General features: G+C 34.6%; 16 protein-coding genes and 1 other annotated feature. All 16 genes read right to left on the reverse strand.

The window, feature by feature from the left end; all coding sequences use genetic code 11:
* Positions 1-72: 72 nt before the first annotated feature.
* Positions 73-441: a 50S ribosomal protein L7/L12 gene (rplL, locus tag ISP08_RS11155; protein WP_048792362.1), complete on the reverse strand. Its 369-nt coding sequence runs from the start codon at positions 439-441 to the stop codon at positions 73-75.
* A gap of 37 nt (positions 442-478) precedes the next feature.
* Positions 479-982 (reverse strand): 50S ribosomal protein L10, encoded by a 504-nt coding sequence (gene rplJ, locus ISP08_RS11160; protein ID WP_048792361.1) that lies wholly within the window; start codon positions 980-982, stop codon positions 479-481.
* Between the two features lie 76 nt (positions 983-1,058).
* Positions 1,059-1,202, reverse strand: a sequence feature (ribosomal protein L10 leader region).
* Positions 1,203-1,288: 86 nt separating this feature from the next.
* Positions 1,289-1,984 (reverse strand): 50S ribosomal protein L1, encoded by a 696-nt coding sequence (gene rplA / locus ISP08_RS11165; protein WP_048792360.1) that lies wholly within the window; start codon positions 1,982-1,984, stop codon positions 1,289-1,291.
* 183 nt (positions 1,985-2,167) lie between these two features.
* Entirely contained in the window at positions 2,168-2,590 is a 423-nt protein-coding gene (gene rplK, locus ISP08_RS11170; RefSeq protein WP_048792359.1) for a 50S ribosomal protein L11, read from the reverse strand.
* A gap of 179 nt (positions 2,591-2,769) precedes the next feature.
* Complete coding sequence (gene nusG, locus ISP08_RS11175) at positions 2,770-3,318, reverse strand: transcription termination/antitermination protein NusG (RefSeq protein WP_048792358.1); 549 nt, start codon at positions 3,316-3,318, stop codon at positions 2,770-2,772.
* A 14-nt stretch (positions 3,319-3,332) separates the two neighbouring features.
* The gene (gene secE, locus ISP08_RS11180) at positions 3,333-3,512 is read right to left on the reverse strand and encodes a preprotein translocase subunit SecE (protein ID WP_048792357.1); all 180 of its coding nucleotides are present in this window, start codon (positions 3,510-3,512) and stop codon (positions 3,333-3,335) included.
* Between the two features lie 85 nt (positions 3,513-3,597).
* Positions 3,598-3,741, reverse strand: coding sequence for a 50S ribosomal protein L33 (gene rpmG / locus ISP08_RS11185; protein ID WP_080985236.1), 144 nt, complete (start codon positions 3,739-3,741; stop codon positions 3,598-3,600).
* A gap of 120 nt (positions 3,742-3,861) precedes the next feature.
* A complete protein-coding gene (locus ISP08_RS11190) occupies positions 3,862-4,443 on the reverse strand; it encodes a sigma-70 family RNA polymerase sigma factor (RefSeq protein WP_195718675.1) in 582 nt (193 codons plus the stop codon).
* A 68-nt stretch (positions 4,444-4,511) separates the two neighbouring features.
* Positions 4,512-5,039, reverse strand: a complete 528-nt coding sequence (locus ISP08_RS11195; protein WP_195718676.1) for an NYN domain-containing protein — start codon at positions 5,037-5,039, stop codon at positions 4,512-4,514.
* Positions 5,039-5,785: a 23S rRNA (guanosine(2251)-2'-O)-methyltransferase RlmB gene (rlmB, locus tag ISP08_RS11200; RefSeq protein WP_195718677.1), complete on the reverse strand. Its 747-nt coding sequence runs from the start codon at positions 5,783-5,785 to the stop codon at positions 5,039-5,041. The genes ISP08_RS11195 and rlmB overlap by 1 nt, the downstream gene beginning before the upstream one ends.
* Before the next feature lie 4 nt (positions 5,786-5,789).
* Positions 5,790-6,140 carry a Mini-ribonuclease 3 gene (locus tag ISP08_RS11205; RefSeq protein WP_048792743.1) on the reverse strand — a complete coding sequence of 117 codons (351 nt, stop codon included), beginning with the start codon at positions 6,138-6,140 and terminating at the stop codon, positions 5,790-5,792.
* 40 nt (positions 6,141-6,180) lie between these two features.
* A complete protein-coding gene (gene cysS, locus ISP08_RS11210) occupies positions 6,181-7,581 on the reverse strand; it encodes a cysteine--tRNA ligase (RefSeq protein ID WP_195718678.1) in 1,401 nt (466 codons plus the stop codon).
* Positions 7,565-8,194, reverse strand: a complete 630-nt coding sequence (gene cysE / locus ISP08_RS11215) for a serine O-acetyltransferase (protein ID WP_048792742.1) — start codon at positions 8,192-8,194, stop codon at positions 7,565-7,567. Before cysE ends, cysS begins: the two co-directional genes overlap by 17 nt.
* A 335-nt stretch (positions 8,195-8,529) precedes the next feature.
* Positions 8,530-9,984: a glutamate--tRNA ligase gene (gene gltX, locus ISP08_RS11220; RefSeq protein WP_048792352.1), complete on the reverse strand. Its 1,455-nt coding sequence runs from the start codon at positions 9,982-9,984 to the stop codon at positions 8,530-8,532.
* 349 nt (positions 9,985-10,333) lie between these two features.
* Complete coding sequence (locus tag ISP08_RS11225) at positions 10,334-11,398, reverse strand: PIN/TRAM domain-containing protein (RefSeq protein WP_048792351.1); 1,065 nt, start codon at positions 11,396-11,398, stop codon at positions 10,334-10,336.
* Positions 11,399-11,472: 74 nt separating this feature from the next.
* A complete protein-coding gene (gene radA / locus ISP08_RS11230; protein ID WP_048792350.1) occupies positions 11,473-12,840 on the reverse strand; it encodes a DNA repair protein RadA in 1,368 nt (455 codons plus the stop codon).
* Between the last annotated feature and the right edge of the window lie 222 nt (positions 12,841-13,062).

Consider the following 13,062-nt stretch of genomic DNA (forward strand, 5'->3'; position numbering starts at 1 on the left):
AGGTGTATACTTAAATAGTGAAACATCCTTGTTACTGCAATATAAAATTATTTTTGAGTATTAAGGCTAGAATTATTTTAATTCTACTGAAGCGCCAACTTCTTCTAATTGAGATTTAAGTGCTTCAGCATCTTCTTTAGATAAACCTTCTTTAACTACGCTTGGAGCTCCGTCTACTAATTCTTTAGCATCTTTTAAGCCTAAGCCAGTTGCTTCTTTAACAGCTTTAACAACTTTGATTTTAGATGAACCAGCTGAAGTTAACTCAACGTTAAATTCAGTTTGTTCTGCAGCAGCGTCAGCGCCACCTGCAGCACCGCCAGCTGCTACTGGAGCCGCTGCAGTTACACCAAATTCTTCTTCAATTGCTTTTACTAAGTCGTTTAATTCTAATACTGACATTTCTTTAATTGCTTCAATGATTTGTTCTTGATTAGCCATTTTAATATTCCTCCGTTAATTTAATATTTTTGCGCGATTATTCAGCGCTTTCTTCTTCTTGTTGTTCTCCAACAGCTTTAACCGCATAAGCGAAGTTGCGTACTGGAGCTTGTAATACAGATAAAAGCATAGATACAAGACCGTCGTGGTTTGGTAAAGAACCAACTGTTTTAACTTCTTCAGCTGAGATTAAGTTACCTTCCATAACGCCTGTCTTAATTTCTAACGCATCATGTTCTTTTGCGAATCCTGCAAGTACTTTTGCTGGCGCAACAACATCTTCAGTTGATGTAGCAACAGCTGTAGGTCCAACTAAAAATTCGTCTAAACCTTCAATACCTGCTTTTTCAGCTGCACGACGTACCATAGTATTTTTGTATACTTTGTACTCAACACCAGCTTCACGTAATTGGTTACGTAATTCTGTTACTTCAGAAACGCTTAAACCACGATAGTCAACGATGACAGTTGAAACTGAGTTTTTAAGTTGATCAGCTATAACGTCAACATGTTGTTGTTTTGCTTCAATGATAGCAGACATTTAGACACCTCCATATAGTTTAATTTTGGTGCTTTTAATTTTGATATTGGTAACACACGTAGTATGTAATAACCAATAATCAATAAAAAAAGCACTTTCTACCCACGGCAAAAAGTGCTTGAAAGTTTAATCTTCACGTTCAAGTCAATTTTAGCCTCGGTAGGATGATTTTTAAGTTACGAATAACTCCTACTGTCTTAGGTAAAATAATCACATAAACAAATATAACTCGTTTATGTTAATAAGTCAATATTTAATTATAGACTGAAAGAAAATCTTCCAGTCTATTATCATCATTGTATGAAATTACAATTTGAAGCCTGAAGTATCTACTTTGATACCAGGGCCCATTGTTGTAGTTACGTTAACAGATTTGAAGTAAGTACCTTTAGCTGAAGATGGTTTAGCTTTTGTTAAAACATCTTGTAAAGCTTTAAAGTTTTCTACTAATTTATCTGTATCGAATGAAGTTTTACCAATTGAAGCGTGGACGATACCAGCTTTTTCAGCACGGTATTCTACTTTACCAGCTTTAATTTCTTCAACGGCTTTTTTCACATCCATTGTAACAGTTCCAGTTTTAGGGTTTGGCATTAATCCTTTAGGTCCTAATACACGACCTAATTTACCAACTTCGCCCATCATGTCTGGTGTAGCAACAACTACATCAAAGTCGAACCAACCTTGTTGGATTTGAGTTACGTAGTCGCCTTCGCCTACATAATCTGCTCCTGCTTCTTGTGCTTCTGTTGCTTTGTCACCTTTAGCAAATACTAATACACGTTGTGATTTACCAGTACCGTTCGGTAATACTACCGCTCCACGGATTTGTTGATCATTTTTACGTGTATCAATGCCTAAACGGAATGCTACTTCAACCGAAGCATCAAAGTTAGCAATGCTTGTTTCTTTAGCTAATGCAACCGCTTCTTCAACACTATAGTGTTTTTGGCGATCGATTTTACTAGCTACTTCTTGATACTTTTTACTTTTCTTAGCCATTTTAAGTTCCTCCTTTAGTGGTTTTAGCGGAATTTCCTCCCACGTTTACTTGTTTACACAAGTTAAGAGCAGACAACATTTTTTGAGAATTAAAAGGCTGCGCCTTATTCATTCTTCAAGCCATAAATAATATATAGCTATCGTTATCTGCTATAATAATTTATCGTTTTAATATCAATGTTATTAGTCTACAGTTATACCCATACTACGAGCAGTACCTTCGATAATACGCATTGCTGCTTCTTCGTCTGCAGCGTTTAAGTCTTGCATTTTAGTGTTAGCAATTTCGCGTACTTGATCTTTAGTTACTGAAGCAACTTTGTTTTTGTTTGGTTCGCCTGAACCTTTTTCAACTCCAGCTGCTTTTTTAAGTAGTACTGGCGCAGGTGGTGTTTTAGTAACGAATGTAAATGAACGATCTTCATATACACTGATTTCTACTGGAATGATTAAACCTGCATCCTCTTGAGTTCGTGCGTTGAATTCCTTACAGAATCCCATAATGTTCACACCTGCTTGACCTAATGCTGGTCCAACTGGTGGTGCTGGATTTGCTTTACCTGCAGGAATTTGTAATTTAACTACTTTTTCTACTTTTTTAGCCACGATGTGCACCTCCTTGATATCGTGATGTGGTCATAGGACTCAGTTTTGCCCTCCCACTCTTCAACATTTCGTGACGAAATGAAACGCTCTTAAGCGCGACCACAGTATTATAACATCAACCATGAATAGAAAGCAATAGTAATTTTGCTAATTTACAGCTGATGTTATGATTTGTTTTATTATAATTTTTCGATTTGATCAAATTCTACTTCGACAGGAGTTTCTCTACCAAACATGTCTACTAGCACTGTAAGTTTGAATTTATCGGCTTCAATTTCTTGAACCTCGCCCACTTGGTTAGCAAAAGGTCCAGATTTGATAGTCACTTGTTCACCGACTTCAACTTCTACATCGATAGTTTTTTCTTTTAAGCCCATTTGTTTTAAAATGAAGCGCACTTCATCAGGTAGCAATGGGTTCGGTTTAGAACCAGAACCAGCTGAACCAACGAAACCAGTTACCCCTGGTGTATTTCTTACTACATACCATGATTCATCAGTCATTACTAATTCAACTAATACATAACCAGGGAATGTCTTTTTAGTTAATGTTTTTGCTTTACCATCTTTTACTTGTGTTTCTTCTTCTTCTGGTATGACAACTCTAAAAATTTGTTCTGTCATATTCATAGATTCTACACGTTTCTCTAAATTCTTTTTAACCTTATTCTCATATCCAGAATACGTATGCACGGCATACCAATGCTTTGCGCCAACTTCTTCAGACATGTCGTCACTCCTTATTATTTAATTATTTCTATGATTCTGCCAATTCCTAAATCTAAGGCATAGAAGAAAGCTAAGAAGAATACTACTGTTGCTACTACAATAACTGTGTATTTAAACAATTCTTCTTTTGTAGGCCAACTTGTTTTTTCCATCTCTGACTTAACGCCTTGGAAGAAATTTTCTTTTTTAGCCATATTACAGACCTCCATCTCAATTTAATCTTAAATTATCATATAACTGCGCTCTTCATTAAACCAAGTAGATAAAAACATCCCAAATTTATTTAGATTCTTTGTGCACGGTATGCGCATTACACGTTGGGCAATACTTTTTCAAAGTTAGCCTTATCGTAGAATCATTCTGCTTTGGAACGTTGTAATTTCGGTTACCACATTCTTCGCAACTAAGCGGTACTTTTTTCACTAGACTTCACCTTATTCATTATAATACCAGTATACTATACATAAATTGCATGATAAATGTCAAACCTCAACTTCTTCACAAATGAAGTAAGAAACGCTTTTTATCATAGTATAATGATACTTAATTTTCTTTATGTAACGTTAATTTTTTTCGGAGTTTTATTTTACACCGTTGTATAGCATTATAAATATTTTTATTATTAACGTTTAATTTTCGAGCCATTTCCTGTGGCGTGTATCCTTGCAATAAAAACGTAACGACCACACACTCGAAGTCACTTAGAATAGACAAACTCTGTATAATTTGTTCTGCTACTTCAGTTTTTAACACTTGCTGCTCTACTAAATGATAGTGTTTGAAATAATTGTATTCTACTTTGTATTCATTAATTAGCATTTTTTGTTTATGATACAGATTACTTCGTTTTCGCAAATAATCATACTTTACCGACTTTATTATTTTATTAATATAATGCTCAAACGGCGTTGATTGACGGAAGTCAAATCTACTAATAGCTAAAAATATTTTAACTACTACTTCTTGATATAAATCATCTTGGGAATGACTATCTATAGCGTAGTGAGTTAATCTTTTTCTAATTTTAGGTTCCATTTTACTTAAGTACTGTACTAAATCTACACAATCATCAATACATTGCTGACTTGGTTGCTCATATTCTTGAGTTGTTTTATTACGAATCATATGTAATGTCCTTTCTTAAAAGTACAGACATCATACATAGATTCATATGCTAAATCAATAGTGCTAAATCAGTCTTTTTTTCGGTCGCCACGTCTTATTTTTTCGAATTCTTCCAATATATCATTTGAGAGTTCGATTCTTGTACGTGGCTTGCGTTCTTTAAAACCATCAAGTGACTTTGTAATAGTTACTTCGCTTTCTTTTAAATCTCGCCACATTTCTCTGGATGAAATTCTATAAGCACCTGTTCCAAATATGGCATGTTGTTCACTCATATCACTCGTCACTACCGTAATATGAGTAGTATATTTATCATATAAATCATATACATATTTTTCGATATAACTATCGGCCGTCTCTTTCTCTTTAGTAAAAACGACTTTAACGCCATGATACATATATTCAGTTTGCATGCCAGACTGTTCATAAGCATCAAATACACATAATACTTCATCAGCAATTACAGCACTATAATTAGCGATAGTAGTAAGCAAGCTTTCGCGCGCTTCTTCTAAGTTCTCTTGGGACAGTTTACTCAACTCGGTAGATTGTCCAATCATGTTATAACCATCAATGATTAAATAACGAGACTTCATTAGTTATCTCCTAACTGATTCCGCTTACGATAAACCTCATACATCATTAAACTAGCAGCTACAGACGCATTTAAACTATTTACATGGCCTACCATAGGAATCTTTATATAAAAATCGCATTTATCTTTTACGAGTCTGCTCATCCCTTGACCTTCACTACCAATAACGATGGCTAATGGCATTCCAGCATCTAACTGACGATAGTCTGTCGCATTATCCGCTTCCGTACCAGCAATCCAATAACCCTTTTCTTTTAATGCTTCAATTGTTTGAGCTAGATTTGTTACACGCATAACGGGAACATGTTGGATCGCGCCTGTACTTGCTTTCACTACAGTTTGCGTTAATGCAACTGAACGACGTTTAGGAATAATAATACCATCAACACCTGAAGCATCGGCAGTACGAATAATTGAACCTAAATTATGAGGATCTTCTAGTCCATCTAATATAAGAACTGTCGATAATTGTTCTTTATTTTGTTGTTCCGCTAAAAACTCATCAAAATCTGCGTATTCATATGGTGCTACTAGTGCCGCAACGCCTTGATGCGGTGCATCTGCTAGATTATCCAATTTAGATTTTGGAACGGTTTGAACTATCAGTTTGTCGTTTTTCGCTTTTTTTAAAATCTCACTCAATTGTTGTTTTTTTACGCCTTCTTGAATCAAAATTTTATTTATAGTATGTCCTGAGATAATAGCTTCTTTAACAGCATGACGACCAACGATTACGATGTCTTCCAATTTATTACGCCCTTTCATCAACTATATTTACTATTGTTGTTAATAATTGCTCTAATCTTTCGTTATGACTCTCTAAATATAAGTAGCCAATTATCGCTTCTAAAGCTGTACTTTTCTTATAAGTTTGAATGTCTGTATTCTTCGCCTTAGTATAACTTTTTGCGTTACGACCACGTCTAACAATATCTAACTCTTCTTCAGTGAACCATTCCATCTTCATGAGTGTTTCCAAAGTTTGCGCTTGGCTTTTGGCTGATACATAAGTTTTAGAGAGTTGGTGTAATCTATTAGGTTTACTTTTAAGTTTTAAAACAATGTAAGTACGCACGTGTTGATCAAGAACTGCATCGCCCATATAGGCTAAAGTTAACGGATTTAACAATTTCGCGTTGGCTTTATCCACGTTTAAACCTCACACCTTGAGCCGTATCTTCTAAAATGATGTTTTGTTCTTTTAGTGAGTCACGTATTTCATCAGCTCTAGCGAAGTCTTTATTTTTTCTTGCCTCATTACGTTCTTCAATAAGCGCTTCGATGTCTTCATCTAATAAGACTTCTGCTTCTTGTCCAACAAGTGGTACACCTAGAACATCACTGAATATTTGATAAACTTCTTTAAATCTTTCAAGCACTGCTAATGATGTAGTATTCTCTAAAACAAATTTATTAGCCAATTTTGTTAATTCAAACCAAGCTGTGATCGCATTGGCCGTATTAAAGTCATCGTTCATTACTTCTTCAAATTGCGCTAATATCTTATTAATTTCAGTAATATAATCAGTTTGATCTGTCACATCCGTAGCTATTTCAGCACGTTCTATTATAGCTTTGTAACTATTACGTATACGTTCTAACCCGTTTCTAGCTGCGTTAACCAACTCCATATTATAGTTAATTGGGCTACGGTAATGCACACTAATCATAAAGAATCGTAATACATCTGGATCAATCTCTTTAATAATGTCATGTACAAGAACAAAATTACCTAACGATTTACTCATTTTTTCATTATCAATGTTAATAAAGCCATTGTGCATCCAATAATTGGCAAACGTCGCATGGTTGTGAGCTTCAGATTGGGCAATTTCATTTTCATGGTGAGGGAATTGTAAATCTGTACCCCCTGCGTGAATATCCATCGTAGCGCCAAGTTCTTTATAAGCCATGACCGAACATTCAATATGCCAACCTGGACGCCCTTTACCAAATGGACTGTCCCAGCTTATTTCGCCTTCTTTTGCGGCTTTCCATAGAGTGAAGTCTAATGCGTCCTCTTTTTGTTCACCTTGCTCAATTCGAGCGCCGACTTTCAAATCATTTAAAGATTGATGGCTTAATTTACCGTAATCTTCGAATTTACGCGTTCTATAATAGACGTCCCCGCCACTAACATAAGCGTAACCTTCGTCCACTAAATCTTGAATAAATTGAATAATATCGTCCATATGGTTCATCACACGTGGATTAGAAGTTGCTCTTCTTACATTCAACGCACCTGTATCTTCATAGAAAGCATTAATATAACGTTCGGCAATCGTTTCTACAGATTCATTTAATTCTTTAGAACGGTTGATTAATTTATCGTCAACATCTGTAAAATTAGATACATAAATCACTTCATAGCCTTGATATTCAAAATATCTACGTACAACATCATAAACAATGGCTGGACGTGCATTCCCTATATGAATATAGTTATAAACTGTTGGGCCACAAACGTACATTTTAACTTTGCCTGGCTCAATAGGCTCAAACGTCTCTTTTTGACGTGTAAGTGTATTATATAATGTAATCATCTTGTATCTCTCCGTTTCTTGTTTTCTCTAACTGACGCTCTAATTCCTTCATTTGCTCATAGATAGGGTCTGGTAAATTCAAATGATCAAATGTTTTACCAATACGTTTACCATCTTGCTTAACTATATGGCCCGGAATACCAACTACTGTTGAATAACTAGGAACAGAAGTTAAAACGACAGAATTAGCACCAATATTCACATCTGAATCAATTTGGATATTACCTAAAACCTTTGCGCCTGCTGCAATCAATACGTTGTCGCCAATGTCTGGGTGTCTTTTCCCTTTTTCTTTACCAGTACCACCTAATGTGACACCTTGATAAATAGTGACATTATTCCCAATTCTACAAGTTTCGCCAATGACAACGCCCATACCGTGGTCGATGAATAGACGTTTACCTATTTCTGCACCGGGATGAATTTCGATGCCAGTAAAGAAACGCGCGATTTGAGAAATGAGTCTTGCGATGACATATTTCTTCTTTTTGTATAATTCATGCGCTATCAAATGACTCCAAATCGCATGTAAACCAGCATATGATGTCACAACTTCAAATGTCGTTTTTGCTGCGGGGTCTTGCTCAAATACCATATTAATATCGTCTTTCATTCTTTTTATTACTTTAAACAAGGTATATTTCCTCCCTACTAAAAAAAGCACCCTAACAATTTATGTTAGAGGTGCTTTTGCACGGTTCCACTCTTTTTTATAATAGTGATAGCTTGAATGACTATAAAAATCCAAACTGTTAACTAGTATACGCTCATTTATCTTATTTAATTATAAAGACACAAAGGTGCATTCAATAATCGCAGTGATGTACTCGCAGCAACCGTACACTCTCTTACCACTGCCTATTATTTACTAATCCTCTGCTATTCACCATTAATCATAAGTGGTTTGTTGTAAATTTTCAAGTTACAAATCTACCTACTTTGTAATTATTATAAATATTTTTTAAGTCTTGTTAAAACTTTGTCTTTGCCAAGTACTTCAATCGTATTTGGTAATTCCGGTCCATGCATTTGTCCAGTTACCGCAACTCTGATAGGCATGAACAATTGCTTACCTTTAATACCTGTTTCTTTTTGTACTTCTTTAATTGTCTTTTTAATCTCTGCAGCTTCAAATGGTTCTAAAGCTTCTAATTTACCGTATAAATGATTGATTAATTCAGGAACTTGTTCGCCATCTAAAATTTCTTGCTCATCTTTGCCTAAAGCTTGTTCATCACGGAAGAAAATTTCTGACAACGGTACAATTTCACCTGCATAACTCATTTCTTTTTGATATAACGCAACTAGCTTACGTCCCCAATCTAAATCAGCTTCAGAAGGATTTTCTGGTAGTAATTCAGCTTTAATTAAATGTGGTAATGCAAGTTCGAATACTGTTTCAGCATCTTTTTGTTTCATATATTGGTTATTAATCCATGCTAGCTTTTGTTTATCAAAGAAAGCAGGTGATTTTGATAAGCGTTTTTCATCAAATATTTTAATGAATTCCTCTTTAGAGTAGATTTCATCTTCGCCTTCTGGAGACCAACCTAATAATGTTATAAAGTTAAATAACGCTTCAGGTAAATATCCTAGATCACGGTATTGCTCAATAAATTGTAGTATTTGACCATCACGTTTACTTAATTTTTTACGTTCTTCATTCACAATTAGTGACATATGCGCAAAACGTGGAGGTTCCCAACCGAATGTCTCATATATCATAATTTGTTTTGGTGTGTTTGAAATATGATCATCACCACGAATAACATCTGAGATTTCCATATAATGGTCGTCTATTGCTACCGCAAAGTTATACGTTGGTACGCCATCTTTTTTAACGATGACCCAGTCACCCATATTATTTGAATCAAATGAAATTTCGCCTTTAACCATGTCATCAAATTTAAAAGTAGTATCTTTAGGAACTCTGAAACGAATAGATGGTTTACGACCTTCAGCTTCAAACTGTTGACGTTCTTCTTCAGTTAAATGTGCATGTTTACCACCATATCTAGGCATTTCACCACGTGCAATTTGTTCCTCACGTTCAGCTTCTAATTCATCTTCAGTCATATAGCATTTGTATGCTTTATCTTCGTCCAATAATTGTTGAATTAATGGGTTGTAAATTTCTGCACGTTCAGACTGACGGTATGGGCCGTATCCTTTATCTTTATCAATTGATTCGTCCCATTCAATGCCTAACCATTTTAAGTTTTCAAATTGAGAAGATTCTCCGTCTTCTAAATTACGTTTACTATCTGTATCTTCAATACGGATAACAAAATCTCCATCATAATGTTTGGCAAATAAATAGTTAAATAATGCTGTTCTTGCATTACCAATATGCAAATAACCTGTCGGGCTAGGTGCGTATCTAACTCTTACACGATCGCTCATTATGTTCACTCCAATTTAACTTTTTCTGTTTCACGGCGCATCAAAAAAGTTGAAACTTACGTATCAACTCAAATTAATATTTATCACTTTATAATATTAACAATGCAAACCTTTAATATTTTTCTAATTAATAATACCATAGCTAGACTCATTTTGCTTAACTCTTTTCTATAAAACGATATGACAAATATTACAGTTGAACAATAAACAAAATAAGTAGCAATTTTTCGCTATCTATTGTAGCACGTCGTACTTAATTTTGATAACATCATGCTTCATTTTAAATGAATATAAGATTTCATATAAAAAGATTATCGCAACAACAACCTTATTATATGAAACCTTATAATTACACTGTTTCTAATTTCTTCGCAAAAATAATTCTACCTGAAGATGTTTGTAATAAGCTTATAACTTCTAAATCAATATGTTCTCCAATATTTTTCTTGGCATTATCGACAACAACCATTGTACCATCATCTAAATAGCCAACTGCTTGACCAGATTCTTTACCCATTTTAGTTAACAATAGGTTAAAGCGATCACCTTGATGGACATTTGGCTTAATGGCTTCGGATAAATCATTAACATTTAATGCTTGTATGCCTTGCACATGACAGACTTTATTTAAATTAAAATCAGTAGTTATCACATGCGCTCTATAATGTTGTGCTAATTTGATTAGCATCGCATCGATATCGCTATGCGTTTTTGTAGGATGAATAATTCTTGTCGGATGATCTGTATCATACAATTCATTTAAGATATCCAAACCGCGTTGTCCTTTTTCACGTTTTACACTGTCATTTGCATCGGCTACTATTTGAAGTTCATTGATAACGCCTTGTGGTATCAAAATTTCACCATCTATAAAACCACATTTAATAATATCAACAATTCGACCATCTATAATCGCGCTTGTATCAATAATTTTAGGCACTGCATTTCTTGCGTTAATCGACATTGAACGCGCCATATTTTCAGGTAAAAAGAGCAACATTTCATCACGCTTTTTTAATCCGAATTGGAAACCTAAATAACCTAAAACGATAGTAATAATAATTGGCACAAAATGATTTAAGACATTGTTTCCGATAATTTGAAAAATAAATGATATCATTACTGAAATTAATAGGCCTATAATAAGTCCAATCGTCGCAAATAATATTTCCACTGCGCTTTGACGCATAAACGTTCGCTCTAATTCTTTCATTCCTATAGTGATTTTATTAATAAACCACCCAAAAATTAAAAAGAATAAAATAATACCAATGAGACCAGTAAAATAGCTATTAGTTAATAATGCTATATTGCCTAAACCAGCATCCGTAGTAATAGCAGGAATAAAATATACACCTAAACTTGCACCTAATATGATATAGCACAAGATTACAATGAATTTTACCATATTCACACTAGTAATCTCCTTTCTGCAAAATGTTCGTCCATCTATTACAAAATAAATCGAAGCATTTTGGTTAATTTATCTTAGTTTTTTAAAGCATGTTTTAAAGCCTCGTGGACACTTTTTACGCCTACAACTTTTATGTTGTCTGGGAATGTCCAGCCACCTATATTTGTTTCGGGTATAATAACTTTTTTAAATCCTAGTTTAGCTGCTTCTTGTACGCGTTGTTCTATTCTAGAAACGCGTCGTACTTCACCAGTAAGTCCAACTTCGCCTATAAAACAATCCAAGCCATCAACAGCCTTATCTTTAAAACTTGACGCTGTAGCTATTATAATACCTAAGTCAACTGCAGGCTCCGTTAATCTAACCCCACCTGCAACTTTAATATATGCGTCTTGTTGTTGTAGCAAATAATTTTCTTTTTTCTCTAATACAGCCATCAATAAGCTTAAACGATTGTGATCGATACCTGTAGCCATTCGTCTAGGGTTGTTAAAAGTAGTTGGCGTGACTAAAGCTTGTACCTCAATCAACAATGGTCTAGTACCTTCCATAGTTGATACAATCGTAGAACCTGGCACATTTGTCGAACGTTCTTCTAAAAACATTTCAGAAGGATTTTGGACACCTTTTAAACCACTCTGTTTCATCTCGAAAATACCCATCTCATTAGTAGAACCAAAACGGTTTTTGACCGCTCTTAAAATTCGATAAGCGTGGTGTTCATCACCTTCAAAATACAATACAGTATCAACCATATGTTCAAGTAAACGTGGGCCTGCAATTTGACCTTCTTTCGTTACATGACCAACGATAAATGTAGCAATATTCATTTGTTTAGCAATATTCATAAGACTTTGGGTACTCTCTCTAACTTGTGACACTGAACCAGGTGCAGAACTGATTTCCGGGTGGAATATTGTTTGAATCGAGTCCACAACAATCATATCGGGTTGTATTTGTTTTACTGTTTCATGAATGATTTCTAAATCCGTTTCTGCAAATACATTTAACTGACTAGAATCCTCTTCTAATCTTTCGGCCCTTAACTTAGTTTGATTTAAAGATTCTTCACCTGTTATGTATAAAATATTATAGTCTTGAGATAAGGCAGCACAGATTTGTAATAATAATGTAGATTTCCCAATACCTGGGTCTCCACCAATCAGTACTAATGAACCACTTACTACACCGCCACCAAGGACTCTATTAAACTCGTCAGATTTACTTTTAATTCTAGGCGTCGTTTCATGACGAACTTCATTTAACTTTTGCACTTTAGATGATGTAGACTTGCTTCTCACACCATGTTTCGGACTACTTTCTTTCTGCGCTATACTCTCTTCCATTTGATTCCATGCACCGCAGTTCGGGCATTTTCCCATCCATTTCGGAGATTGATAGCCACATGCCATACATTCATAAATTACTTTCTTTTTGGCCAAATTTGCACCTCCAACTTTATCTAGAACAAATCTATTTTATACTTCTCTTTCTTTAAAGACAAATCAAAATACAATTCCTATTAAAAATCATTGCAGTAGTTTCTTAAGTGCCAACAATTTATCCATAAAAGATAGTGCTTTTAACTTATACTATAGTGCTTAAATTACTAGTTATTGTAAATACTATTTTATACAAATAAATAAGGCTAAGACATCTTTAAA

The sequence above is a fragment of the Staphylococcus lloydii genome (assembly GCF_015775975.1).
Taxonomy (GTDB): domain Bacteria; phylum Bacillota; class Bacilli; order Staphylococcales; family Staphylococcaceae; genus Staphylococcus; species Staphylococcus lloydii.